Source organism: Methylobacterium sp. J-076, from assembly GCF_022829405.1.
In the GTDB taxonomy this organism is placed as follows: Bacteria; Pseudomonadota; Alphaproteobacteria; order Rhizobiales; family Beijerinckiaceae; genus Methylobacterium.
The window spans coordinates 311,141-334,554 of sequence record NZ_JAKSXW010000149.1; the positions used below are offsets into that span (position 1 = coordinate 311,141).

The following is a 23,414-nucleotide window of genomic DNA, read 5'->3' on the forward strand; positions in this document are numbered from 1 at the left end:
TCCCCTCTCGACAGGACCCAGCAATGTCCCGCCTCCTCGCCGTCGTGCTCGGCCTCGCGCTCGCGGCCCCCAGCCTCCCGGCCTTCGCCCAGGCCAGGAAGCTGACGCCGTCCACCCCCGCCGCCAACACGCCGGCCGCGCCGGCCTACAGCGCCAACCACCTCGCCCTCGCCCGCGAGGTGATGCTCAGCTCGGGCATCGCCCGCTCGTTCGATTCGATCATCCCGTCCTTCGCCGACCAGATCCGCAAGCAGGCGGTGACCCGGCCGGAGATCCAGAAGGACCTCGACGAGGTGCTGGTGTCCCTCCAGCCGGAGCTGGAACTGCAGAAGCAGCGGATGATCGACATCGCCGCGCGGACCTACGCCGCGAAGTTCTCCGAGGCCGAGCTCACGGACATCGCCGGCTTCTTCCGCTCCGCCGCCGGCAAGCGCTACGTGGAGATGCAGCCCGCCCTCCTGGACGAGATGGTGCGCGCCATGCAGGGCTGGACCGAGGAAGTGTCCGAATACATCATGGTCCGCGTCCGCGCGGAGATGGGCAAGCGCGGCTTCCAGCTCCAGTAGCCCACCGGTGAGTGCGACGCGTCCGTTCTACGCGGCCGGCGGTGCGGCGCTGGCGCTGCTGCCGCTGGTGATGGTGCTCGCCAACCGGTCGAGCCCGGCCATCGTCGGGGTGGCGGGCCTCGCCTTCCTGGCGGGGCGCTGGCGTGAGGCGCCGCGCGCCCTGCCGGCGCTGCTCTCCGCGCCCGTGCGGACCCCCCTCGGGCTGGCGGCCCTGGCCTTCCTCGGCTGGGCGCTCCTGTCGATGGCGTGGAGCCCGTTCCCGTCCCTGTCCCTGCGGGTGCTGGGAGAGTTCCTGCCGACGCTGCTGGCCGCCTACCTGCTGGTGTGCCTCGCGCCGGGCCGGATCCCGGCTTTCGTCCCCGCGCTCGCCTGTGCGTCCTTGGCCGCCGCCGGCCTGTTCATCGCCGTCGATCTCGCCCTTGACCTGCCGGTGGAGCGCCTGCTCGGACACCGGGTCGCGGGCTTCGTCTTCAACCGCCCGGCCCTGACCCTCGACTTGGTGGCGGGGCCCCTGGCCCTGGTCCTCTGGCGCCGGTCCCTGCGGGCGGCCTCGCTCGCCACGCTGGCCTTCGCCGCCCTCGGGATCCTGCGCTCGATCAGCGGCGCGGCGGCGATGGGGCTCATCGCCGGGCTGGCCATGGCGGTCCTCGGGCGCGTGCTGCCCCGGCGGGGCGCCATGGGGCTGGCGGGCCTGGGGCTCGGCCTCGCGGTCGCCCTGGCTCCCGTGGAGGGCGACCTCCTCGCCCGCATCATGCCCGAGGCGGCCCACGCGCAGCTCACCCAGTCCTCGTCCCGGGCGCGGGTGGCCATCGCCCGCAGCTTCGGGGCGGCGGTGGCGGCCTCCCCCTGGCTGGGGGCCGGGTTCGGCACCAGCGCCCGCTTTGCCGAGGCGCCCGTGGCCGGACGGGTGGCGCCGGAGATGCGGGTGCTGCTCGGCGTCGGCCACCCGCACAACAGCTTCCTGCAGGTCTGGGCCGAGCTCGGCCTTCCGGGTGCCTTCCTGGCCTGCCTCGTCCTGATGCTGATGCTGGCCCGGCTGGGATCGCTCCCGGCGGCGGACTTCGCCGTCGCGCTCGGCCTCGTCGCCTGCGCGGCGGCCATCGCGTTCGTGGAGCACAACGGCTGGGCCGCGTGGTGGACGGCGGGGCTCGGGGCTGCCATCACCTGGGCGCGGGAGGCCCGCTCCCGACCACCCGTCACGGACCTGCCGGCATGAGCTACGACGTCGATCTCTTCGTCATCGGGGGCGGCTCGGGCGGCGTCCGCGCCGCGCGGATCGCCGCGGGCTATGGCGCCAAGGTGATGCTGGCCGAGGAGTACCGGGTCGGCGGCACCTGCGTGATCCGCGGCTGCGTGCCGAAGAAACTCATGGTCTATGCCGGCCGCTTCGCCGACGAGTTCGAGGATGCCGCCGGCTTCGGATGGACCGTGGAGAAGCCGCGCTTCGACTGGAGCGTGCTGAAGACCCGGCGCGACGCCGAGGTGACGCGCCTCGAGAGCATCTACGACGCCAACCTGATGCGGGCCGGCGTCGAGATCGCCCCCGAGCGGGCGGTGATCGTCGATGACCATACGGTCCGGCTCGTGAAGTCGGGCAAGACCATCCGGGCGGACAAGATCCTCGTGGCGGTCGGGGCCCATCCGGTGAAGGAGCCGGCCGTGCCCGGAATCGACCTCGCCATCACCTCGAACGAGGTGTTCGAGCTGGAGACGCTGCCGAAGCGCATCCTCGTGGTCGGCGGCGGCTACATCGCCGTGGAGTTCGCGGGCGTCTTCGCGGCGCTGGGCAGCCGCACGACCCTGCTCCACCGGGGCGACAAGCTCCTGCGCGGCTTCGACGACGACGTGCGCGATGCCCTGGCCGACGCCTACGCCCACCGCATGGACCTGCGCCTCGGCCGCACCATCGGTGGGATCGCGCGCGCGGGCGGCACCCTGGCCGCCACCCTGGACGACGGCAGCGTGATCGAGGCCGATCAGATCCTGCTCGCGACGGGGCGCCGGCCGAACATCGTCGGGCTCGGCCTCGATGCGGTCGGCATCGTGCCCGACGCGGCCGGGGCGATCCCCGTCGATGCCTTCTCGCGCACCTCCATCCCCTCGATCTTCGCGGTGGGCGACGTGACGAACCGCGCGAACCTCACCCCCGTGGCCATCCGGGAGGGCCACGCCTTCGCGGACACGGAATTCGGCGGCCGGGCGACCACGGTGGACCACAGCCTCATCCCCACGGCGGTGTTCTCCACGCCGGAGATCGGCACGGTCGGGCTGAGCGAGGCGGCGGCCCGCCAGGCGTTCGAGCGGATCGACGTCTACAAGGCGGCGTTCCGGCCGATGAAGGCGACCCTCTCGGGGCGGGAGGAGCGCGTGCTGATGAAGGTCATCGTCGACTGCGCCAGTGACCGGGTGCTCGGCGTCCACCTGTTCGGTCAGGATGCGGGCGAGCTGATCCAGGCGGTGGGCATCGCCGTGACGATGGGTGCCACGAAGGCCGATTTCGACAGGACCATCGCCGTCCATCCCACCGCCGCGGAGGAGCTCGTGACGATGCGCGTGCCGGCCTGCACGAAGCATCCGGTGGGTGTCGGCTGACCGCCCCGGCGACCGCGCGCAACGGAAGCATAGGTTAGGCCCTCGACGCCGTGCGCCCCTGAGCCATATCAAGGCCATGGGCAAAAACGGCTCGGGCAACAGCAAGCGCGACGACGCCCATGCGCGGCGTCAAGCGATCATCGACGGCCTCCTGGCCGATGCCTTGCGGCCGGCGTTCACGTACCGGCTGCCGAGCCAGGACTCGCTGCCCGCCGACATCCGGCGGGCGATCGACCGGCTCCTGGCCAAGGCGGAGGCGCAGCGCAGCCGCTGCCTGACATACGACGATCTCGAGGAGGCCCTGCCGCCGCGGGACGTCTCGGCGGAGGATCTGGAGGCGATCTTCTGGATCCTGGCCGAGCACGGCATCGAGGTGGAGGACGGCGAGCCCGGCCTCTGAGCGTCGGGAGCGGGCCAGCCATGCCCGCCTCCGCCGCCATCCCTCGGGCCCCCTCGCGATCTCGGATGAACTTCTCTATAAGCCCCCATCCGCGCGAGGGGCGCGGCCGCACGAACGAGGTGCGGGGAGAGGGATCATGGGCGAGCGCTGGACACCGACGACGTGGCGGAACCTGCCGATTCAGCAGGTGCCGGCCTATCCGGACGCCGCCGCCCTGGCCGCCGTCGAAGCGCAGATCGGGACCTTTCCGCCGTTGGTGTTTGCCGGTGAGGCCCGCAAGCTGAAGGCGGCGCTGGCCCGCGTCTCCACCGGCGAGGCATTCCTGCTCCAGGGCGGCGATTGCGCCGAGAGCTTCGACGAGCACTCGGCCGACAACATCCGCGACTTCTTCCGCGTCTTCCTGCAGATGGCGATGGTGCTCACCTTCGCCGGCGGCTCACCCGTGGTGAAGGTCGGCCGCATCGCCGGCCAGTTCGCCAAGCCGCGCTCGTCGCCCAACGAGACGCAGGACGGCGTGTCCCTGCCGAGCTATCGCGGCGACATCGTCAACGGCATCGGCTTCTCGGAAGAGGCCCGGGTGCCCGATCCCCGGCGCCAGCTCGAAGCGTACCGGCAGTCGGCGGCGACGCTGAACCTGCTGCGCGCCTTCGCCACCGGCGGTTACGCGAACCTCGAGAACGCGCACCGCTGGATGCTGGGCTTCGTGAAGGATTCGCCGCAATCCTCGCGCTACCAGGATGTCGCCTCGCGCATGTCGGACGCGCTGGGCTTCATGCGCGCCATCGGGATCAACCCGGAGACGCACCAGGAGGTGCGGACCACCGATTTCTACACGAGCCACGAGGCGCTGCTGCTCGGCTACGAGCAGGCCCTGACCCGGGTCGATTCGACCAGCGGCGACTGGTACGCCACCTCGGGCCACATGCTCTGGATCGGCGACCGCACCCGGCAGCCGGACCACGCCCATGTCGAGTACGCCCGGGGGATCAAGAACCCGATCGGCCTCAAGTGCGGCCCGTCGATGACCGGCGAAGGCCTCATCAAGCTCATCGACCTCCTCAACCCGGAGAACGAGGCCGGCCGCCTCAGCCTCATCTGCCGCTTCGGCGCGGACAAGGTAGGCGAGCATCTGCCGGCCCTCGTCCGGGCGGTGGAGCGGGAAGGCCGTTCGGTCGTGTGGGTGTGCGATCCGATGCACGGCAACACGGTCTCCGCGGGCGGTTACAAGACCCGCCCGTTCGACCGGGTGATGCAGGAGATCGAGGGATTCTTCGGCGTCCACCGGGCCGAGGGCACCATCGCGGGCGGCATCCACTTGGAGATGACCGGCAAGGACGTGACCGAGTGCACCGGCGGCGCCCGGGCGCTCACCGCCGACGACCTGAGCGACCGCTACCACACCTACTGCGACCCGCGCCTCAATGCGGAGCAGGCGCTGGAAGTGGCCTTCCGCACGGCGGAACTGGTGAAGCGCGAGCGCACCGACCTCGAAACCCCGCGCCTCGACGCGGCGGAGTGACGGAAAAGGCCGGGCCTCGGGCCCGGCCTCATTTGCCCGCCTGTGCCTCTCAGGCGATGGCCCGCGCCATCCCGTTCCAACGGGCGAGGAGGGCCGGGACGCCGCCGATGGGGACGGGGCGGCTGAAGAGATAGCCCTGCACCTCGTCGCACCCCTCGGCCCGGAGCCGGGCCAGCTGTGCCTCCGTCTCGACACCCTCGGCGGTGGTCGTCATGCCGAGGCTGGCGCCGAGGCTGATGACGGCCCGGACGATGAAGTCGGTGCCGTCCTCCTCGCACAGGTCGCGGACGAAGGACTGGTCGATCTTGATCTTGTCGAAGGGGAAGCTGCGCAGGTAGCTCAGCGACGAGTAGCCGGTGCCGAAATCGTCCATGGACACCCGCACGCCCATCCCCTTGAGGCTGTGCAGGATCGCGGTCGTCACGCCCGGATTGGCCACGAGGACCGATTCGGTGATCTCCAGCTCCAGCCGGCGCCCTGGCAGGCCGGTGGAGCGGAGGGCATCGCGCACCACGGACACGAGGCTTGCCGAGGTGAACTGAACCGCGGAGACGTTCACCGCGATCTTGAGCCCGTCCGGCCACCGGGACGCGTCGGCACAGGCCTGGGCCAGCACCCATTCGCCGAGGGGCACGATCAGCCCGAGTTCCTCCGCCAGGGGGATGAACTCGGCCGGCGAGATGTAGCCGCGGACCGGGTGGTTCCAGCGCAGCAGGGCCTCGAATCCGCAAATCCGCTCGGTGCCGAGGCTGTAGATCGGCTGATAATAGACCTCGAACGCTTCCGTCTCGAGGGCGTGGCGCAGGTCGCGCTCCAGCAGGCGGCGGGCCTGAAGCCGGGCGTCCATGTCCGGCTCGAAATAACGGAAGGCGCCGCGGGCTTCGGCCTTCGCCCGGGCCAGGGCCACATCCGCGTTCTTCAGGAGCTTGCCGGAACTCGTGCCGTCGCCCGGCGCGACGGTGATGCCGATGGTGACGCCGACGCTCGCCGTATGGCTCGACAGGGTGTAGGGCGCCTTCACGACGTCGATGATCCGGCGCGCCAGGACGGCGGCATCCTCCGGCCGTTCGATTGAGCGCTGCACCACCACGAACTCGTCCGCGCCGATGCGCGCCACGCAGTCGATCTCGCGCACGCAGGCGCTCAGCCGGTTGGCGACGGCCACCAGCAGTTCGTCGCCGACCGCGTGGCCCAGGGTGTCGTTGACCGGCCGGAAATCGTCGAGGTCGAGGGCGAAGACCGCAAATTGCTGATCCCGGCCGGCTTGGGCGATGGAGTTGCTGATCTGCTGCTCAAGCGCCGTCCGGTTCGGAAGGCCGGTCAGCACGTCGTGGTGGGCGAGGAACGCGATGCGGGCTTCGGCATGCCGCCGCTCGGTCACATCCTCGAAGGTCGCCACGAAGCCGCCGTCGGTGGTGTTGCGCCGCTCGACGGCGATGACCTTGCCGTTGGTGAGTTCCTGAGTGATCGGGAAGCCGCCGGAGCCGGCGAACGGGTCAGCGCCACCCTGCGACGGGCCGGGCAGCTCGCGGGTGTGGCCACCGCTCCCCGCGAGGCTGACGTGGAGGACCTGCTCGGCCGTCATGCCGGGCAGGATCGCGTCGGCGGGCAAGCCATAGATCTGCGCGTAGCGGCGGTTGACCACCATCAGCCGGTCGTCGGCATCGAACAGGCAGAGGCCCTGGGACATGTTGTCCAGGGCTGCGTCGAGCCGGAGGTTCGTCTGGCGCAGCTGCGCTTCCTGTTCCTTCAGCACGCTGATGTCGCTGCACACCGCGACGAGGCCGCCTTCCTCTATGGCGCTGCGGCTCACCCGGAGCCAGCGGCCGTTGGGGAGCTGGAACTCCCCGTCGCGGGACAGGGCTTCGCGGCAATTGGCTTCGCCGAATCCACCCCCGGCCGTGCAGGGGCCGCAGAAAAACTGCATCGCCACCGGGTTTGTGAAGGCGATGCGGCCAGCGGCATCCAGGACGATGACGGCTTCGCGCGAACTCTGCAGGGCGTCGGCCAGCAGGCGCTCCGCCGATTGGCGCTGCCGGACCTCGCTCTCCATCATGGCGCGGATGTTGTCGCGCATCGCCGCCATGGACCGGAGGAGGCTCCCGAGCTCGTCCCGGCCATCGGTGGGGATCGAGTCGTCGAGGTGCCCGCCCGCGATCCGCTCGGCCGCGATCGAGGCGGAGACGAGGGGCCCACGGATGCGCCGATGCAGCATCCACGCGATGACGAAGGAGCCGAAGAGCGCCAGCGCGGCCACCGCCATATTCAGGCGCAGCTCGCTGCCCACCGCCGTGCGGGCCGCCTGCCGGAAGGTGAAGCCGTCGCCGGCGGTGTAGTTCACGAGCAGGTCGAGCTGCGCATCGATGGCGTCGGCCTGATGGTCGAGGGCGTCCCACCGCTCCGGGCGCACCGAGGTGAGGTCGCCGAAGCTGCGGCGGATGTCGTCCCACGCCGCGACGCCGGCCTGCACCGCGAGGGCCGCGCGCACCGCCCTGTCCGACTGGGCGCGCTCCACCGCGATGGTCAGGTCCTCGGCGAGGGTCGTGTGCAGCTCGTTGATCTGCGCGTCGAGCTTGGCGGCGACGCCCTTATCCTTGGTGAGGCCCTGGCGGGCGAAGGCGGCGCGCATCTTCGCGAAGTCGGCCGCGGTGGCCCGGGCGTAGTTGATCGACATCAACGACTGGTCGTACGTCCGCCCGACGAGGTCGCCGACATGGGCGATCGCGATGATCGCATAGAAGCCGAGGCCGCCCGACAGGAGGCTCATTGCGAAGAACGCAATGAAGATCCGCGCCTTGATGGTCGCGGCAAGGGCGCCCAAGGAGAAGGCCGGCTTGCGCGCCAGCGCCTTCGCCTTCACCGGAACTGTCGCCTCGAAATATTGCATTTCACCGGATCACCACTCGGTCCGCGGCGATCATCCTATGTGGCACATCTTAAGGTGTGATTAGCTGAGCGTTTCCCTGTTCTAGGAGATTGCATAGCCAGCACTCCCCGCCGGACGGGAAGCCAAGCAGGGCGACCGAGTGCGCCGAGTAAAATGCTTTTTTTAACCTGGTGGCGATAGGACCAAAGGCGATCCGGAAGCTCGCATGGCGCGCCTCGTGACTGTCCTACCCGTCAAATCGCGCCGCGCGATCGTCGTTTCGGCCTTGCTGTCCCTCGGGCTCGGCGCCGTGGCCGGCCTGTCGGTCATCGGGGGCCTCCAGGCCTCGGGCATCATCGTGTCCCAGAAGGGCCGCACCTTCCATCCGGATTCGCTGACCGTGGGGAAGGGCGAGACGGTCATGATCGTCAACGACGACAGCGACCTGCTCCACCACGCCTACATCGATTCGCCGACCTTCAGCTTCGATTCCGGGGATCAGGAGCCGGGGAGCCGCACGCCGATCACCTTCACGCAGACCGGCGTGTTCCAGGTGCTCTGCGGCATCCATCCGAAGATGAAGCTGGTGGTGCGGGTCAACTGAGGGGCCCGCCGAGGGCGAGCCCCGTCAGCGGGCGGCGGCGCGCATCGGCTGGCCGCGCACCGGCTTGTCGCCCGCATCGACGGGCTGGTCCTCGCGCAGATCAGGCGGTGGACCGACGACGATCCGCGTCTCGGGCTCGAGACCGCCTTCGAGTTCGAGCATCCGGCCGAAGTCGCGGCGCAGGCTCACATCCCGCCACGTCACCCGCCCGTCGTCCTTCAGCACGGCGACGCGCAGCTTGCCGCCGCTGAACACGGCCGCCTCCGCGGGCACGACGACGCCGGGCTTCTCCCGTGGGATCTGGAGCGTGACGTCCGCATGCAGTCCGGACCGGAGGATCCCGTCGCCGTTCCGCACATCGACCTCCGTGGTCAGCGTCCGGGAGGCGGCCTGGAGGGCCACGGAGCTGCGCTCCACCGTGCCCTTGAAGACGCGCCCGGGCAGCTGCGGCACGCGGATCCGCGCCTCGACACCCGGCATGACGCCCCGCGTGAGGTTCTGCGGGACGTTCACCGCGATGCGCAGGGTGCTGTCCTGATCGATCGTGACGAGGGGCGTGCCGCCGTTATCCGCCTTCACGAGGTCGCCGACGTCGACGCTGCGGGTGGTGATCACGCCGTCGAAGGGGGCGACCACCCGTTCGAACGCCGCGAGGGCCCTTAGGCGCTCCACGGCGGCCTGTTGTGACTTGATGTTGGCGTCGGCGACCTTCACCCCGGCCTCGGCCCCCGCCAGGGTCGCCGCCTGGGAGAGGACGCTCGCCTGCGACGTGTCCGCGTTCTGACGGGAGGCCCAGCCCTGGTCGGCCAGGGTGGTGGTGCGGTTGTTCGTCAGGTTGGCGAGGGTGACGTTGGCCTTGGCCTGCTCCACCTGCGCCTGCGCCTGCAGGAGCTGCGCCCGGAGCTGGCCGAGTTGCGCCTCGGCCTGGACGAGTTGCTGGTCGAGATCGGGCGCGGCGATGCGCAGGAGGAGATCGCCCGCCTTCACCCGTGAGCCGATATCGATGCGCCGCTCGGCGATGTAGCCCGTCGCCCGGGCGGCGATGGCCGCCGTCAGGAAAGGCCGGGTCTCGCCGGGCAGGGTGAGGTCCAGGGGCCCGTCGGCCCGCTCCGCCAGGGCCGTCTGGACCCGCGGGACGACCGTCCTGATCCTGTCGAGGGTGCGGGTGGCTTCCAGGTCCCGTTGCCAATGCCCGTAGGCCCCCCAGCCCACGAGGCCGATGCCGGCCAGGAGCAGCAAGAGGAACGGCGCCTTGCCCGGCGGGGGCGGCGGCTCCCGACGGTCGTCGTCACTCGCATGCATGCCCGGCGCGCTCCGCCCCGGCGAGGGCCAGGATGCCGGAGGCTACCGGAGGCCGCGCTGGGATACCAGGGTGCTGGGTTGCCGCATCACCCTCAGCGGGGCAGCGTCAGCGGCTTGCTCCGGGCGGTGAGCCGCTTGTGCAGGTGCACCATCAGGGCGATGCCGAAGAGCGGCGTGATGAGGTTGACCACCGGCACGATCATCAGCGCCGCGAGCAGGCAGCCGGCGAGCAGGGTCCGGGTCGCGTGGGCCCGCCGCATCTGCGCGGCGCCGTCGATCCTGCGGAAGCGGGCCGCGGCCATCTCGAAATATTCCCGCGACAGCAGGTACGCGTTGGCACCGAAGAACGCGGCCACGCCGATGACCGGGACGAAGAAGATCACCAGGGCCACGAGGTTGACGAGGAGCGTCAGGCCCGCGAACCGCAGGGCGTAGAGCATGGAGATGCCGAAGGGCATGGCCTGCCCCGGCGGGTCCCCCGGGAAGTCGGTGCGCTCCACGATCTCGGCGGCATCGTCGAGGAAGAAGCCGGCGACGACGATCGAGATGGCCGGCATCAGGTAGGCGAGGGCGACGAACAGCCCGAAGCCCGCGAGATAGTAGGCGAGGCTGTCGAGGATCGGGTACTGCGACGAGATGTGATGGCTCGCCTGGAACGCCTGGACGAAGCGGGTCAGCCCGAGCCAGAGCAGAGCCAGGATCCCCAGGGTGAGACCCAGCGATTTCCAGAGGATGCCGCGCAGGGCGGGGGACAGCGTCTGACGCAGGGCCGCGGCAGCGGAATCGAGAATCATCGGTTGGTGTCCGGATGTCGAAGCGGCTGGTTTGTGGGATCGCGGCCGGCGCGGCGCAAGGTGTGACGGGAGCGAAGGCGCGGCGATGGTGAGAGCGATGGTGGCCGTCCCCCCGGAGACGGCGCACGCCCCGGACTACCGGCCCACCCTGGCGCCCCTGCCGGAGGCGCCCGACGTGGTGGTGGTCGGCGCGGGCGCGGCGGGGATCGCCGCCGCGCGGAGCCTCCTGGCGGCGGGCCTGTCCGTGGCCGTGCTGGAGGCGCGGGACCGGGTCGGGGGACGGGCCTGGACGGTGTCGCTGCGCGGCCATCCCGTCGATCTCGGCGCCCACTGGCTCCATGCCGGGCCGATCAACCCCCTGGTCGCGCTCGGCCGGGCGCGCGGAGAGCGCCTGCGCCGGGCACCGCTGGACAGCCACACCTGGGTGTCCGGGCGGCCGGCGCGCCCCTGGGAGGCCCGGGCGGGGGCCAGGGCCTTCGACAAGGCCGACCACGCCATGACCGGGGGCGCCGGCAGGGGCGGGCAGGACCGCCCCGCCGCCAGCGCCTTGCCGGTGGCCCTCGGGCCGTGGGGCGGCCGCGTGGCGCAGGTCCACGGCCTCGTCTCCGGCCGGCCCCTTGAGGAAGTGTCCCTGAACGACTTCCCGAGCATGGAATACGGCGACAACTTCTTCATTGGCGCCGGCTACGGCAACTACCTCGCCCGGCTGGCCGCGGGCCTGCCGATCCGGCTGTCCGCCCCCGTCCGCCGCATCGACTGGGCGGGGGAGGGCGTGCGGATCGAGACGGAGGGCGGCCCGGACCTGCGCGCGAGGGCGGCCATCGTCACTGTGCCGATGATGGTGCTGCGGGAGGGCCCGGCCTTCTCGCCGCCCCTGCCCAACGCGATTCGCGCGGCCATCGACGGCTTCTCCACCGGCATCTACGAGCACGCGGTGCTGCACTGGCCATCGAGCCCGTTCGCCGGCCGCGACCGCCTCGCCGGGTTCCATGGGGGCCGCCGTTCGCCCGCCGGGCTGCTGACGCGGATCGACGGCACTCCCTTCCACTTCTACGAGCTCGACATCCACGAAGCCGCCCGGCTCGACGCGGCCGGCGGCGGCGCGGACGCCGTGCGCCGGCACGTCCGCGCGGTGCTGGCCGAGCAGGTCGGACGGGCCCGCCTGCGCGACCTGACGATCCCCGCGGTCAGCGCATGGCGGCACGATCCCTACGCCCGCGGCTCATGGGCGGTGGTGCCGCCGGGGCATGCGGAGGCGCGGCTGACCCTGCGCGACGGGATCGGCGGGAAGGTGTGGTTTGCCGGCGAGGCCCTCTCGCGCGAGCAATGGGGGACGGTGGGCGGCGCCTTCGAACAGGGGCTCCGGGCGGCGGAGGCCGCCGCAGGCGCGATCCGGGCGACAACCGAGGGGTGAATCGGTCCTTGCCCCCCGCGATGCGGACGGGCATTCCCGCCCCGCACAGGCTTCCGGGGAAGGCGATGAACTGGATCGAGGCCATCGGCTACCTCGGCACGGCGCTGACGATCGCCGCCTCGGCCATGAGCACGATGATTCCCTTGCGGATCATCTCCCTCTGCGCGAGTTGCGCCGTGGCCACCTACGGGTTCCTCATCGGCAGCATGCCGGTGGTGCTGACGGAGTGCATCCAGATCCCGTTCAACGCCTACCGGCTCTGGGAGATGGTCCGCCTCGTCCGCGACACGGAGGCCGCTGCGGCCGGCAACCTCTCCCTCGAATGGCTGACGCCCTTCGGCAGCAAGCGGCGCTTCGGAACCGGCCAGACGGTGTTCCGCAAGGGCGACCCGGCGGACGAACTCTACTACGTCGAGAGCGGCGTTTTCCTGATCCCCGAGGTGGGCGTCGAGATCCGGCGCGGCGGCATCGTCGGCGAACTCGGGCTGCTGTCGCCCGGCAACACGCGAACCGCCTCGCTGATCTGCCTTCAGGCGGGGAGGGCGCTGCGGATCTCCTATTCGGAGGTCAAGCAGCTCTACTACCAGAACCCCGAATTCGGGTTCTACTTCCTCAAGCTCACCAGCGAGCGCCTGTTCAACAGCGTCAAGGGAGGCGACCGGGTCGCCGCTGGGGATGCGCTGTGACGCGGCCCCTACGATTTTGAGGCCGCCGCCTTCCTCGATCGCGTCACCGCGCCCGCCATGACGGGCCGGGTCGTTAGGTGCTGAGGGTCCGCGAACTGACCCCTTCAGAGCATGCTGGGGAGGATGCGATCCGGCGGGCGGTGCCCGTCCATGAAGGTCCGGATGTTGATGATGACCTTCTCACCCATGTCGATACGGCTCTCGTGGGTCGCCGATCCCATATGCGGCAGCAGCACCACCTTGCCCTGCCGGGCGAGCTTCACAAGGCGCGGGCTCACCGCCGGCTCCTGCTCGAACACGTCGAGCCCCGCCGCCGAGACGTCACCCGCCTCGATCAGGCGGGCGAGGGCGTTCTCGTCGATGACTTCGCCGCGGGCAGTGTTCACGACGATCGCCTCGGGCTTCAGCAGCTTCAGGCGCCGCGCCGAGAGCAGGTGGTAGGTCGCCGGCGTGTGCGGGCAGTTCACCGAGACGATGTCCACCCGGGCCAGCATCTGGTCGAGGGATTCCCAGTAGGTCGCGTCGAGGGCAGCCTCGGTCGCCGCCGGGACACGGCGCCGGTTGTGGTAATGCACCTGCAGGCCGAAGGCCCGGGCGCGCTTGGCGAGGGCCTGCCCGATCCGCCCCATGCCGACGATGCCCAGGCGCTTGCCGGTGATGCGGCGGCCGAGCATCCAGGTGGGCGACCAGCCGGTCGTCCAATCGTCGTCCGGGATGATCCGGGCGCCCTCGGGCACCCGGCGGGCGACGGCGAGGATCAGCGCCATCGTCATGTCGGCCGTGTCCTCGGTGAGGACACCCGGCGTGTTCGTGACGGTGATGCCGCGCTCGAGGGCGACGCCGACATCGATATGATCGACGCCGTTGCCGAAATTCGCGATCAGACGCAGGTTCGGCCCCGCCTGGGCGAGGAGCGCCGAATCGATCTCGTCCGTCACCGTCGGCACGAGCACGTCGGCCTCACGCAGGGCGGCCGCCAACGCCTCGCCGCCGAGCGGCGCATCGCTCTCGTTGAGGCGGACGTCGAACAGCTCGCGCATCCGCGTCTCGACGGCGTCCGGCAGGCGCCGCGTCACCACCACGAGCGGCTTGCGCTTCGACACGTCTCACTCCCCCGGGCCCAGTGGCCGCAAGCATCCGTTAACCGAGTTCGGCCACACAGGACCGGCTTCCGCACCCCGGTTGCCGGCTGGTGCCGGCTCCGATGGCCTGTCTAGCAGAGGCCCGGCGGAACACAATCGGACCCCCGGCCCCCTCGGGGAGATCCGGTCCGGACCTTATCTCAGGAGGGACGATGCGCGCGCTACGCCCGAGTCTCATCGCCGTCCTCCTCGCCACCGCCTCGGCCTGGGCCGTCCCGGCGTCGGCGCAGGAGAACGGTGTCGGCCCGGTCACCAAACTGCCGCTGCCGCGCTATGCCAGCCTCAAGACGGACCGGGTGAACCTTCGCGAAGGCCCCTCGAAGGATCACCGCACCCTGTGGGTGTTTCAGCGGGCCGGCTTGCCTGTGGAAATCATCGGCGAATTCGAGACATGGCGCCGGATCCGCGATTCCGAGGGCACCGAAGGCTGGGTGCTGCACTCGCTCCTGTCTGGTCGGCGGACCGCCATCGTCAGCGCCGGGCCTGACAAGGACGGGGTGAAGGCCTCGATCCCGCTGCGCGCGAGCGCCGACGATACGGCCCGGGACGAGGCCCGCCTCCAGACGGGGGTGATCGGCAACGTGAAGAAGTGTGACGGATCGTGGTGCCGCCTCGTCGTCACCCTGCCCACGAAGCGCGACGTGGACGGCTACATCCGCCAGACCCGCCTCTGGGGCGTCTACCCCAACGAGAAGGTGGATTAGCGGGGCCGCCCCTTCCCCGCCGTCATCGCGGGCACGGCGCAACGGTCCCCGGTAGCGGGGCAATCGCCGAGCGCCGCGCCGCAGGGCCGCGCCACCGCCGTCGCGATGACGACGTCGCGGCCGGACAATAAAAAACCCGGCCGAAGCCGGGTTCTGCATCACCTTCACGCCGAGAGGGCGGGTCTCACCCCTGCTGGCGGCGGCCGGCGGGGCGGCTGCGGCGGAGGCGGACGATGACCTCCACACCGGCGATCTCCATGCCCTCGGGGGCTTCCGGCAGCGAATCGACCGTGATGCCGCAATCCGGCATGTCGATCACCGCGCCCTCTTCCTCGAGGTAGAAGTGGTGGTGCTCGGACGGGTTGGTGTCGAAGTAGGCCTTCGACCCGTCGAGGGCCAGTTGGCGGAGCAGTCCCGCCTCGGTGAACTGGTGCAGGGTGTTGTACACCGTGGCCAGGGACACCGGCACCTTCGCCCGCATCGCCTCGTCGTACAGCATTTCCGCCGTCAGGTGACGGTCCCCCCGGCCGAACAGGAGCCATCCGAGGGAGAGGCGCTGACGGGTCGGGCGCAGGCCGGCGCGGCGGAGACGCTCGCGCAGATCCGAGAGCGGGCAGCCACGGCGACCGGCCCCATTCGCCTCCAACTGGAGGGTGGGGATACGACCGCTCAGAACAGCCTGCAGGGGCACCATCTCTGACATATCGGACTGAACGCTCGACGCGAGGACAGACAATTCCTCGGAGTATACGGAAGGCGACGCGGCGTCGCAACCCGGCATAGCTTGACCGGGCGAGACGCTTTGAACCGGCCCTCGCCCGTGCTAACCCGCGCCCGGATGTGTCGGCGGTGGGCGCCGGCCCGTCGCTACTGAACGGGAATTGCTGCGCTTTCATGCCGCCTGACGCCGACACCGCGCAATCGCCGGCTCCGAGCCGCCGCTCGAGCTACTCCTACGAGGACCTGTTGGCCTGCGGGCGCGGCGAGCTGTTCGGACCGGGCAACGCGCAATTGCCGCTGCCGCCCATGCTGATGTTCGACCGCATCACCTCGATCGGGGAGGATGGGGGCGCCCACGGCAAGGGCCACGTCCTCGCCGAGTTCGACATCCGGCCGGACCTCTGGTTCTTCCCCTGCCATTTCCAGGGCGATCCGGTGATGCCGGGCTGCCTCGGGCTCGACGCGCTCTGGCAGCTCGTCGGCTTCCACCTCGGCTGGCTCGGCGCCACGGGCCGCGGCCGGGCCTTGGGTGTCGGCGAGGTGAAGTTCGCCGACCAGGTGCTGCCGACCAACAAGAAGGTCGTCTACGGCATCGACATCAAGCGGGTCCGCCAAGGCCGCCTCGTCCTGGGTATCGCCGACGGCTGGCTGGAGGCTGACGGCAACCGGATCTACGAGGCGAGCGACCTGCGCGTCGCCCTGTTCCGGGCCTGAATTCCCGAATTCCCTCGTCCTTCGGGGGTCGCCGCCGGGCCGGTGTGGGCCCGGCGCGGTTCGATCTTTCCGCCGGCCGGGGCAACGCCATGCGTTCCCGGCTGTTGAGATTGTACCGGCTACCCCTTAGCTGACCGCAACGCGGCCCGGGCAACCGATGCCGCGACGGAGGTTTGGTCGTTCCATGCGCCGCGTCGTCATCACGGGGATGGGCATCGTCTCGTCCATCGGCAACAACACCGAGGAGGTCCTGGCCTCCCTGCGCGAGGCACGCTCGGGCATCACCCGCGCCGTATCCTTCGCCGAGCACGGGTTCCGCTGCCAGGTCCAGGGCGCGCCGACGCTCGACCCGGAGACCGTCCTCGACCGGCGGGCCATGCGCTTCCACGGCGGCGGCACCGCCTGGAACCAGGTGGCGATGGAGCAGGCCATCCGCGATGCCGGCCTGGAGGAGAGCGACATCTCCCACGAGCGCACCGGCATCATCATGGGCTCCGGCGGGCCCTCGACCCGCACCATCGTGGAAGCCGCCGACATCGCCCGCAGCAAGGGGCCGAAGCGCGTCGGCCCGTTCGCGGTGCCGAAGGCCATGTCCTCCACCGCCTCCGCCACGCTGGCCACGTGGTTCAAGATCAAGGGCGTGAACTATTCGATCTCGTCCGCCTGCGCGACGTCGAACCATTGCATCGGCAACGCCGCGGAGATCATCCAGGGCGGCCGGCAGGACATCATCTTCGCGGGCGGCTGCGAGGAGCTGGACTGGACGCTCTCGGTCCTGTTCGACGCGATGGGCGCCATGTCCGCCAAGTTCAACGACACCCCGGCCCGCGCCTCGCGGGCCTACGACGCCGCCCGGGACGGGTTCGTGATCGCCGGCGGCGCCGGCGTGGTGGTGCTGGAGGAATACGAGCACGCCAAGGCCCGCGGCGCGAAGATCTACGGCGAGGTCGCCGGCTACGGTGCCACCTCGGACGGCTACGATATGGTCGCGCCTTCGGGCGAGGGCGCCATCCGCTGCATGCGTCAGGCGATCGACGGCCTGAAGGGCGCCCGGATCGACTACATCAACCCGCACGCGACCTCGACGCCCGTGGGCGACGACAAGGAGATCGGGGCGATCCGCGAAGTGTTCGGCCGTGGCGATTCCTGCCCGCCTATCGCCGCCACCAAGTCCCTCACCGGCCACTCCCTCGGCGCCACCGGCGTGCAGGAGGCGATCTACAGCCTGCTGATGATGAACAACGGCTTCATCTGCGAGAGCGCGCATATCGACGAGATCGACCCCGCCTTCGCCGACATGCCGATCCTGCGCGCCCGGCGGGACGGTGCCAAGCTCGGGCACGTCCTGTCGAACTCCTTCGGGTTCGGCGGCACCAACGCCACGCTGGTTCTGAAGCACATCGACGCCTGATCCCTCCGCCCGCGGGCCGCCCGATTGGACAGTGCCGCGAGCGACGGGCTAAGGCACTGGATCGAGGCCGCCTCCGTCACCGGGGGCGGCGGGCGTTCGGAAGACGGTTTCGCATGACGGGTTTGATGGCGGGCAGGCGCGGCCTGATCATGGGCGTGGCCAACGACCATTCGATCGCCTGGGGCATCGCCAAGATGCTCCACGCCCACGGGGCACAGCTCGCCTTCACCTACCAGGGCGAGGCCCTCGGGCGCCGGGTCGCCCCGCTGGCCGCCAAGCTCGATTCCGACGTGGTGCTGCCCTGCGACGTGGAGGATCTGGCCTCCGTCGATGCCACCTTCGCCGCCCTGGACGAGCGTTTCGACGGGAAGCTCGATTTCGTCGTCCACGCCATCGGCTTCTCGGACAAGGCGCAGCTCAAGGGGCGCTATCTCGACGTCACGACGCGCGAGAACTTCGCGCGCACGATGACGATCTCGTGCTTCTCCTTCACCGAGATCGCCCAGCGCGCGGCCAAGCGGATGCGCGACGGCGGCTCGCTGCTGACGCTGACCTATGGCGGTTCGACGCGGGTCATGCCGAACTACAACGTGATGGGCGTGGCCAAGGCGGCGCTGGAGGCCTCGGTGCGCTACCTCGCCTCCGATCTCGGGCCGGACGGCATCCGCGTCAACGCGCTCTCGGCCGGTCCGATGCGGACACTGGCCGGGGCGGGGATCGCCGACGCGCGGCTGATGTTCAACCACCAGCGCGCCCATGCGCCCCTGCGGCGCACGGTGACCCTCGATGAGGTCGGCGGCTCGGCGCTCTACCTGCTCTCGCCGCTCTCGGGGGGCGTGACCGGCGAGGTCCATTTCGTCGATTCGGGCTACAACATCATCTCGATGCCGCGGCCGGACGTGCTTCAGGCCCAGGACGAGGCCGGCGTCGTCGGCGACGCCTGAGGGCGGCGCCTACTCCTCCGGAATCCGGCCGGGCGGGAGGGGCCCCGCCTCCGCACCCCGGGACCTCCGGGCCGCCCGTTCGGTCCGGGCCGCCGCGACCTCCCGCGGGGAGGGCGGCGCGGACGGGTAGTTCGAGGCGAAGGGGTTGGCCGGCGCCGCCCCGGGCGTCCCCCCGAACAGCCGGTCGAGGAACCCGTCCTCGGCATGGGCCGAGGCGGCGCCGCCGAGGGTGGCGGCGCAGGCGATCAGGGTGAGGGCGAGGGGGCGCAGCGGCATCGGCGGAACCTGTCGAGTCGGGACGCCTGCCTCTGACGTGGGTTTCCGGCGGATCGGAGGCCGCGGAACCGGTTCGACACCCCGCGGGTTCGCGCACCGAAACCAAGTTGCGAGTTTCGGAGGCGTCATGGCGGAAGTCACCTATCACATCGTCGAGCACGACGGCGGCTACGCCTACAAGGTCGGCGACGTCTTCTCGGAGACTTTCCCGAGCCGAGAGGATGCCCTTCAGGCCGCCCAGGCCGCCGCGGCGGAGCAGCAGGTTCCGGGTTCCACCGAGGGCATCCGCTACCAGGACAAGGCCGGCGCGTGGCACGACGAGACCGCCCAGGGCAACGACCGGCCGGTGGCCAAGGTTGAGGAGTAGGGCGTTTTCGGGAAATCTCGGATCGACTCGTTCCAGGCGATCTTAACCCCGCCCTTCCTGGACTTGCCCGATCAGGGTGGGGAGGATTGAGAATATGGGGTGGTTCCGGAGGTTTCGCAGAGCCCTCTCCGGCACCAACCCCACCCCTGCCCCTCCCCGTAAGGGGGAGGGGATCCGCACCGAGCCTTGGGACAACCTGATCCGAGGTCTGCGGAACGCGTTCTGATCCCGGGCCCTACGAGCCGTCGCCCTTCAGCTCGACGGTCCCCAATGCATCCGCGAGGCGCGCCTGGGCGCTGCCGGGCTTGAGGGGCTTCTGCTGGCTCTCGTGCGGAGCCCAGCCCAAAAGCCACACGATCTCGAAGCTGGCGCGGATGCGGCCGTCTCCGTCGGCGAAACGCTCGGCGTAGATCTGCGCCGCCCGGAGCAGGGTGCTCCGCCGCAGGGGGGCCTTCCGCCGGTCGGTGAGCGCGTTGGCCATGCCCATGGCGCGCAGGTCGCGCATCAGGGCGAAGGCATCGGCATAGCGCACGGTCAGCAGGTCCGAATCGGCCACCGGCAGGGCGAATCCGGCCCGCTGCAGCAGCCCGCCCGCCTCGCGGATCGCCACGAAGGGCGCCACCCGCGGGCTCGCCCCGCCCTCGATCTCGCTCTCCGCCTGGGTCAGGCTCTGGCGCAGCTCGGTGAGGGTCGCGCCGCCGAGGAGGCTGGCGACGAACAGCCCGTCCGGGCGCAGGGCACGGCGGATCTGGACCAGCACGCCCGGGAGGTCGTTCACCGCATGGAGCGCCAGGAGCGAGACCACGAGGTCGACGCTCGCCGGCCCGAGGGGAAGGACCTCGGCATCGGCCACGGCCCGTCCGGGCCCCGGCTCGGGCAAGGGCGACAGGCGCATCCGCTCCGCGTCCGGATAGCGGCGCGCCAGCATCGCCCCGGCCGCGTCGGCGGGGGTGGCAAGGTCGATCACCCGCCGGAAATCGCGGAGCACGGTGCCGAGGCGATCATCGAGGTCCTCGGCGGCGCGGTCGAGGAGGAAGCCGGCATAGCCTCGTGCCTGCGCCCTCGCGAGGCGTCGGCGGATCAGGGCCGTATCGAATAAGGGATGGGGCGTGCTCATCACCCGATGAAATGGCGTATGCTGGCGTAGGATGCCACCCGCGACAACGTGATGCCCGGTCGAGTCGCCTCCGCGGAACCGGATGGGCGCGCCGCCGTTCCTGCCGCGAAAGCCAGTCGGCTTACGTCATTGGACGGGAGTATTGGGATGAAGCGTCTGATCCTGGGCACCGCATTTGCCCTCGCCGCCCTCACGGCCACCGGTGCCGCCGAGGCGAAGGGCTGCATCAAGGGTGCCATCGTCGGCGGCATTGCCGGCCATTATGCGGGCCACCATGGTCTGGTTGGCGCCGCCGCCGGCTGCGCCATCGGCCGTCACCGGGCGAACGCCCGGGCGCGCGCCGAAGACCAGCAGGCCATGCAGCCTGCCATGGCGCGCTGAGCGCCTTCGCCGACAAGCCGGGCGGCGCCATCCATGGCGCCGCCTCGGTCCTGCGCCGCCTTCAGGCGGCGGCCCTCGCCCTCGTTTACCCACCGACCTGCGCCGGCTGTGGCGCGGCCACCGCGGATGCCGGCGCCTTCTGCGCCGCCTGCTGGGCCGGGTTGAGGCTCATCGAGGAGCCGTTCTGCGACAGGCTCGGCGTTCCCTTCGCCATCGATCTCGGAACGGGGCGGCTCCTGTCGCCGCAGGCCATCGCGCAGCCGCCCGTCTTCGGGAGGTCCCGCGCCGTCGCCCTGTACGACGAGGTCGCCCGGGGCCTCGTTCACCGTCTAAAATACGAGGACCGGCACGACCTCGCCCGCCCGATGGCGCGGATGATGGGCGCCGCCGGTCGCGCGCTGATCGACGAGGCCGACTGCGTCGTGCCGGTCCCGCTCCACCACTGGCGGCTCTGGCGGCGTCGCTTCAATCAGTCGGCGCTGCTCGCCCGCCCTATCGCCGAGGGGGCCGGCCCGCCATTCCTGCCCCACGCGCTGGCCCGGCGGCGCGCCACCCGCTCACAGGTCGGGCTGAGCCGTGCGGCGCGGGCCGAGAACCTGTCGGGCGCCTTCCGCGTCCCGCCCGAGCGGGCGCACCTCGTCGCGGGGCGGCGGGTGCTGCTCGTGGACGATGTCCGCACGACCGGGGCCACCGGCAATGCCGCCGCCCGGGCCTTGCTGCGCGGGGGCGCCGCCTCCGTCGACCTCCTGACATTCGCCCTGGTGGGAGAGCCGGTCGGTTGATCGCCTGTCAGGCGGCGTCTCGCCGGTCGGCGGGCGGCATCGTCACCGAAAGGGTGAAATCGAACGCCTCCGCGATGCTGCCGTACCAGAACGACAGGGGTGTCGCCCGGTCGAGGTGCAGCGCCCCATCGGCCTCGAGCCCGTCCCGGATGAGGGCGGCCCCCTGGCGGGTGGCGAGGCGGATCATCGGCCCGTTGCGCGAGAAGCACCGGACATGGAGATCGCTGACCCCGCGGTTGCGCGCGGCCTGCGTGATGCGCCCGAACAGCGAAGCGCCGAGCCCCTGCCGCCGGTACGCCCGCTCCACCGCGAAGGCCGCCTCCGCCTGGGGCCCGAGGAAGTAGCTGGACTGCCCCGGCCCGGCCGGGCGCAGTTCGCCGAGGCCGCGCAGGGTCCCGTCCACGAAGGCGCCGAACATCACGCCGCGGGCCGCCATGGCCTGGTCGGCATAGGCGCGGATGCCGGCCTCGCTGACCTGGCCCATGAATCGGTTGGCACGGGTCTCCGAGTCCAGGCGGCTGAAATAGTCGAGCACGGCCTGTCGGTCGCTCAGCCAGAGGCGGCGGACCAAGGTGGGGTGGTGCGAAAGCCGAAGGTCGGCCATGAACGTCTCCGGTCTGCTGGCGCTTCTGCGCCACGGGATCCGGACGTTCCTCCCGAGAGGCCGGCAGCTATGCCAGACCGCCGGTCGTTGTGCAACGCAGCAAGACTGCGCATGCCGGCCCTGCGACCTTCACCGCCGCGCGCAAAGGGCGCCGGTCGTCACCACCCCACCGCAACGAAAGACTTGCTTCGGACTTGCCAAGCACGGCACAGGAACGCGCCATCCGGTGCTGCGGCCCGGGGACCATGCGAGGAACCGCTTTCGTGAGCCAGACATCCGGGGTGGGGCGCGGCCCGTCTCCCGAGGCGCGGCGCAGCGCCGTCTCACCCGGCCCGGTCCATGAGCGCTACGAGGCGCTGATCGCCACCGGGGCCATCGAGCGCGACCCGGCACAGGTCGCCGCCGTCCGCTCCCTGGACGCGATGATCCAGGACCTCGAACGGCGCAAACGGGCCAGCAAGGGCAGTGCGCTGGGCTGGCTGTTCCGCCGCAAGGACGAGCCCGAGCAGGTGCGCGGCCTGTACATCTGGGGCTCGGTCGGGCGCGGCAAGACGATGCTCATGGACCTGTTCTACGAGGCCGCGCCGGGCTTGAAGCGCCGGGTGCATTTCCACGGCTTCCTGGCGGACGCCCACGAGCGCATCCACGCCTACCGGCAGGCCCTGAAGCGCGGGGAGGTGAAGGGCGACGATCCCATCGGCCCGGTGGCCGACCAGCTCGCCGACGAGGCGACCCTGCTGTGTTTCGACGAGTTCACCGTCACCGACATCGCCGACGCGATGATCCTGGGGCGCCTCTTCAACCACCTGTTCCGCCGGGGCGTCACGGTGGTGGCGACCTCGAACGTCGAGCCGGACCGACTCTACGAAGGGGGCCTCAACCGCGCGCTGTTCCTGCCGTTCATCGCGGTGCTGAAGGAGCGGGTAAGCGTGCTGCGGCTCGATTCGCGCACCGATTTCCGCCTGGAGAAGCTCGGCGGCGCGGCGGTCTGGCATGTCCCGGCGGACGATGCGGCGCGGGTGGCACTCGATGCGGCGTTCAAGGGCCTGACCGGCCGCGCCAGGGGCGGCGCGGGGAGCCTGACGGTCCATGGGCGCGAGGTGGCGGTGCCGCAGGAGGCGGGCGGCGTCGCCCGCTTCGGCTTCGACGATCTCTGCCGCCAGCCGCTCGGCGCGTCCGACTACATGGCGATCGCCCGGGCCTTCCACACCGTCCTCATCGACGGCATCCCCGTCCTGGGGGAGGCCGAACGCAACGAGGCCAAGCGGTTCATCACTTTGATCGACACGCTCTACGACAGGAACGTGAAGCTCGTCGCCTCGGCGGCGGCGGAGGCACAGGATCTCTACCCGGCGACCTCCGGCCGGGAGGCGTTCGAGTTCGACCGCACCGTCTCCCGGCTCATCGAGATGCGTTCCACCGAGTACATCGCCAAGCCGCACGGACGGGCGACCTCCGAGGCGAGCGGGGCCAGCACGGGCCTCGCCGAGACGTAGCGGGGGGGCGATC

The 23,414-nt window shown here is 70.9% G+C and carries 24 protein-coding genes; 16 read left to right on the top strand and 8 right to left on the bottom strand.

Going from position 1 to position 23,414, the window contains the following annotated elements; translation table 11 throughout:
• Positions 1–23 precede the first annotated feature (23 nt).
• The 5 genes from MKK53_RS23665 (at position 24) to MKK53_RS23685 (ending at position 5,077) form a co-directional block, all read left to right on the top strand.
• Positions 24–566 (top strand): DUF2059 domain-containing protein, encoded by a 543-nt coding sequence (locus MKK53_RS23665; RefSeq protein WP_243931393.1) that lies wholly within the window; start codon positions 24–26, stop codon positions 564–566.
• A gap of 70 nt (positions 567–636) precedes the next feature.
• Positions 637–1,782, top strand: a complete 1,146-nt coding sequence (locus MKK53_RS23670) for an O-antigen ligase family protein (RefSeq protein ID WP_243931853.1) — start codon at positions 637–639, stop codon at positions 1,780–1,782.
• On the top strand, positions 1,779–3,158 hold the full coding sequence (gene gor / locus MKK53_RS23675) for a glutathione-disulfide reductase (RefSeq protein ID WP_243931395.1): 1,380 nt from the start codon (positions 1,779–1,781) through the stop codon (positions 3,156–3,158). Before MKK53_RS23670 ends, gor begins: the two co-directional genes overlap by 4 nt.
• Before the next feature lie 76 nt (positions 3,159–3,234).
• Positions 3,235–3,558 (top strand): RNA polymerase sigma factor region1.1 domain-containing protein, encoded by a 324-nt coding sequence (locus MKK53_RS23680; RefSeq protein ID WP_243931397.1) that lies wholly within the window; start codon positions 3,235–3,237, stop codon positions 3,556–3,558.
• Positions 3,559–3,694: 136 nt separating this feature from the next.
• Positions 3,695–5,077: a class II 3-deoxy-7-phosphoheptulonate synthase gene (locus MKK53_RS23685; RefSeq protein ID WP_243931399.1), complete on the top strand. Its 1,383-nt coding sequence runs from the start codon at positions 3,695–3,697 to the stop codon at positions 5,075–5,077.
• A 49-nt stretch (positions 5,078–5,126) separates the two neighbouring features.
• Here MKK53_RS23685 and MKK53_RS23690 read toward each other — a convergent pair whose 3' ends face one another.
• On the bottom strand, positions 5,127–7,964 hold the full coding sequence (locus MKK53_RS23690) for an EAL domain-containing protein (protein WP_279599222.1): 2,838 nt from the start codon (positions 7,962–7,964) through the stop codon (positions 5,127–5,129).
• A gap of 205 nt (positions 7,965–8,169) precedes the next feature.
• On the opposite strand from MKK53_RS23690, the gene MKK53_RS23695 reads away from it, so the two are divergent.
• On the top strand, positions 8,170–8,547 hold the full coding sequence (locus tag MKK53_RS23695) for a plastocyanin (RefSeq protein WP_243931401.1): 378 nt from the start codon (positions 8,170–8,172) through the stop codon (positions 8,545–8,547).
• A gap of 24 nt (positions 8,548–8,571) precedes the next feature.
• Here the strand turns inward: MKK53_RS23695 and MKK53_RS23700 are convergent, their stop codons facing one another.
• Entirely contained in the window at positions 8,572–9,849 is a 1,278-nt protein-coding gene (locus tag MKK53_RS23700; RefSeq protein ID WP_243931403.1) for an efflux RND transporter periplasmic adaptor subunit, read from the bottom strand.
• A gap of 92 nt (positions 9,850–9,941) precedes the next feature.
• Complete coding sequence (locus tag MKK53_RS23705; protein WP_243931405.1) at positions 9,942–10,643, bottom strand: sulfate transporter family protein; 702 nt, start codon at positions 10,641–10,643, stop codon at positions 9,942–9,944.
• A gap of 97 nt (positions 10,644–10,740) precedes the next feature.
• Between MKK53_RS23705 and MKK53_RS23710 the strand changes: the two genes are divergently transcribed.
• Entirely contained in the window at positions 10,741–12,057 is a 1,317-nt protein-coding gene (locus tag MKK53_RS23710) for a flavin monoamine oxidase family protein (protein WP_243931406.1), read from the top strand.
• Between the two features lie 65 nt (positions 12,058–12,122).
• Positions 12,123–12,743, top strand: a complete 621-nt coding sequence (locus tag MKK53_RS23715) for a Crp/Fnr family transcriptional regulator (protein WP_243931408.1) — start codon at positions 12,123–12,125, stop codon at positions 12,741–12,743.
• 104 nt (positions 12,744–12,847) lie between these two features.
• Here the strand turns inward: MKK53_RS23715 and MKK53_RS23720 are convergent, their stop codons facing one another.
• Positions 12,848–13,846, bottom strand: coding sequence for a 2-hydroxyacid dehydrogenase (locus MKK53_RS23720; RefSeq protein WP_243931410.1), 999 nt, complete (start codon positions 13,844–13,846; stop codon positions 12,848–12,850).
• Between the two features lie 191 nt (positions 13,847–14,037).
• On the opposite strand from MKK53_RS23720, the gene MKK53_RS23725 reads away from it, so the two are divergent.
• Positions 14,038–14,589 carry an SH3 domain-containing protein gene (locus MKK53_RS23725; RefSeq protein WP_243931412.1) on the top strand — a complete coding sequence of 184 codons (552 nt, stop codon included), beginning with the start codon at positions 14,038–14,040 and terminating at the stop codon, positions 14,587–14,589.
• Between the two features lie 184 nt (positions 14,590–14,773).
• On the opposite strand, the gene irr is transcribed toward MKK53_RS23725, so the two are convergent.
• Positions 14,774–15,292, bottom strand: coding sequence for a Fur family transcriptional regulator Irr (gene irr / locus MKK53_RS23730; protein ID WP_243931421.1), 519 nt, complete (start codon positions 15,290–15,292; stop codon positions 14,774–14,776).
• 191 nt (positions 15,293–15,483) lie between these two features.
• Between irr and fabA the strand changes: the two genes are divergently transcribed.
• The 3 genes from fabA to fabI all read left to right on the top strand — a co-directional run bounded on the left by fabA (position 15,484) and on the right by fabI (position 18,378).
• Positions 15,484–16,023: a 3-hydroxyacyl-[acyl-carrier-protein] dehydratase FabA gene (gene fabA, locus MKK53_RS23735; protein WP_243931423.1), complete on the top strand. Its 540-nt coding sequence runs from the start codon at positions 15,484–15,486 to the stop codon at positions 16,021–16,023.
• A 184-nt stretch (positions 16,024–16,207) separates the two neighbouring features.
• A complete protein-coding gene (gene fabB / locus MKK53_RS23740) occupies positions 16,208–17,434 on the top strand; it encodes a beta-ketoacyl-ACP synthase I (protein WP_243931426.1) in 1,227 nt (408 codons plus the stop codon).
• A 113-nt stretch (positions 17,435–17,547) separates the two neighbouring features.
• The gene (gene fabI, locus MKK53_RS23745; protein ID WP_243931427.1) at positions 17,548–18,378 is read left to right on the top strand and encodes an enoyl-ACP reductase FabI; all 831 of its coding nucleotides are present in this window, start codon (positions 17,548–17,550) and stop codon (positions 18,376–18,378) included.
• A gap of 9 nt (positions 18,379–18,387) precedes the next feature.
• On the opposite strand, the gene MKK53_RS23750 is transcribed toward fabI, so the two are convergent.
• Positions 18,388–18,654, bottom strand: coding sequence for a hypothetical protein (locus tag MKK53_RS23750; RefSeq protein WP_243931428.1), 267 nt, complete (start codon positions 18,652–18,654; stop codon positions 18,388–18,390).
• Positions 18,655–18,781: 127 nt separating this feature from the next.
• On the opposite strand from MKK53_RS23750, the gene MKK53_RS23755 reads away from it, so the two are divergent.
• Complete coding sequence (locus MKK53_RS23755) at positions 18,782–19,021, top strand: DUF2188 domain-containing protein (RefSeq protein ID WP_243931429.1); 240 nt, start codon at positions 18,782–18,784, stop codon at positions 19,019–19,021.
• A 235-nt stretch (positions 19,022–19,256) separates the two neighbouring features.
• On the opposite strand, the gene MKK53_RS23760 is transcribed toward MKK53_RS23755, so the two are convergent.
• Positions 19,257–20,138: a methyltransferase domain-containing protein gene (locus MKK53_RS23760; RefSeq protein ID WP_243931430.1), complete on the bottom strand. Its 882-nt coding sequence runs from the start codon at positions 20,136–20,138 to the stop codon at positions 19,257–19,259.
• 147 nt (positions 20,139–20,285) lie between these two features.
• Between MKK53_RS23760 and MKK53_RS23765 the strand changes: the two genes are divergently transcribed.
• Both MKK53_RS23765 and MKK53_RS23770 read left to right on the top strand, forming a co-directional pair.
• Positions 20,286–20,519 carry a hypothetical protein gene (locus MKK53_RS23765; RefSeq protein ID WP_243931431.1) on the top strand — a complete coding sequence of 78 codons (234 nt, stop codon included), beginning with the start codon at positions 20,286–20,288 and terminating at the stop codon, positions 20,517–20,519.
• Between the two features lie 29 nt (positions 20,520–20,548).
• The gene (locus tag MKK53_RS23770) at positions 20,549–21,301 is read left to right on the top strand and encodes a ComF family protein (protein WP_243931857.1); all 753 of its coding nucleotides are present in this window, start codon (positions 20,549–20,551) and stop codon (positions 21,299–21,301) included.
• Between the two features lie 7 nt (positions 21,302–21,308).
• On the opposite strand, the gene MKK53_RS23775 is transcribed toward MKK53_RS23770, so the two are convergent.
• Positions 21,309–21,905 (bottom strand): GNAT family N-acetyltransferase, encoded by a 597-nt coding sequence (locus tag MKK53_RS23775; RefSeq protein ID WP_243931432.1) that lies wholly within the window; start codon positions 21,903–21,905, stop codon positions 21,309–21,311.
• Positions 21,906–22,186: 281 nt separating this feature from the next.
• Between MKK53_RS23775 and zapE the strand changes: the two genes are divergently transcribed.
• Positions 22,187–23,401 (top strand): cell division protein ZapE, encoded by a 1,215-nt coding sequence (zapE, locus tag MKK53_RS23780; protein WP_409564422.1) that lies wholly within the window; start codon positions 22,187–22,189, stop codon positions 23,399–23,401.
• Positions 23,402–23,414 lie beyond the last annotated feature (13 nt).

Coding starts and splice junctions, on each gene's coding strand:
- MKK53_RS23700 (WP_243931403.1), bottom strand. CDS start 9,849: ATGCATGCGAGTGACGACGACCGTCGGGAGCCGCCGCCCCCGCCGGGC.
- MKK53_RS23750 (WP_243931428.1), bottom strand. CDS start 18,654: ATGCCGCTGCGCCCCCTCGCCCTCACCCTGATCGCCTGCGCCGCCACC.
- MKK53_RS23755 (WP_243931429.1), top strand. CDS start 18,782: ATGGCGGAAGTCACCTATCACATCGTCGAGCACGACGGCGGCTACGCC.
- MKK53_RS23695 (WP_243931401.1), top strand. CDS start 8,170: ATGGCGCGCCTCGTGACTGTCCTACCCGTCAAATCGCGCCGCGCGATC.
- gor (WP_243931395.1), top strand. CDS start 1,779: ATGAGCTACGACGTCGATCTCTTCGTCATCGGGGGCGGCTCGGGCGGC.
- MKK53_RS23765 (WP_243931431.1), top strand. CDS start 20,286: ATGAAGCGTCTGATCCTGGGCACCGCATTTGCCCTCGCCGCCCTCACG.
- MKK53_RS23775 (WP_243931432.1), bottom strand. CDS start 21,905: ATGGCCGACCTTCGGCTTTCGCACCACCCCACCTTGGTCCGCCGCCTC.
- MKK53_RS23725 (WP_243931412.1), top strand. CDS start 14,038: ATGCGCGCGCTACGCCCGAGTCTCATCGCCGTCCTCCTCGCCACCGCC.
- MKK53_RS23690 (WP_279599222.1), bottom strand. CDS start 7,964: ATGCAATATTTCGAGGCGACAGTTCCGGTGAAGGCGAAGGCGCTGGCG.
- fabA (WP_243931423.1), top strand. CDS start 15,484: ATGCCGCCTGACGCCGACACCGCGCAATCGCCGGCTCCGAGCCGCCGC.
- irr (WP_243931421.1), bottom strand. CDS start 15,292: ATGTCAGAGATGGTGCCCCTGCAGGCTGTTCTGAGCGGTCGTATCCCC.
- fabI (WP_243931427.1), top strand. CDS start 17,548: ATGACGGGTTTGATGGCGGGCAGGCGCGGCCTGATCATGGGCGTGGCC.
- MKK53_RS23685 (WP_243931399.1), top strand. CDS start 3,695: ATGGGCGAGCGCTGGACACCGACGACGTGGCGGAACCTGCCGATTCAG.
- MKK53_RS23760 (WP_243931430.1), bottom strand. CDS start 20,138: ATGAGCACGCCCCATCCCTTATTCGATACGGCCCTGATCCGCCGACGC.
- MKK53_RS23715 (WP_243931408.1), top strand. CDS start 12,123: ATGAACTGGATCGAGGCCATCGGCTACCTCGGCACGGCGCTGACGATC.
- MKK53_RS23680 (WP_243931397.1), top strand. CDS start 3,235: ATGGGCAAAAACGGCTCGGGCAACAGCAAGCGCGACGACGCCCATGCG.
- MKK53_RS23665 (WP_243931393.1), top strand. CDS start 24: ATGTCCCGCCTCCTCGCCGTCGTGCTCGGCCTCGCGCTCGCGGCCCCC.
- fabB (WP_243931426.1), top strand. CDS start 16,208: ATGCGCCGCGTCGTCATCACGGGGATGGGCATCGTCTCGTCCATCGGC.
- MKK53_RS23705 (WP_243931405.1), bottom strand. CDS start 10,643: ATGATTCTCGATTCCGCTGCCGCGGCCCTGCGTCAGACGCTGTCCCCC.
- MKK53_RS23710 (WP_243931406.1), top strand. CDS start 10,741: ATGGTGGCCGTCCCCCCGGAGACGGCGCACGCCCCGGACTACCGGCCC.
- MKK53_RS23670 (WP_243931853.1), top strand. CDS start 637: ATGGTGCTCGCCAACCGGTCGAGCCCGGCCATCGTCGGGGTGGCGGGC.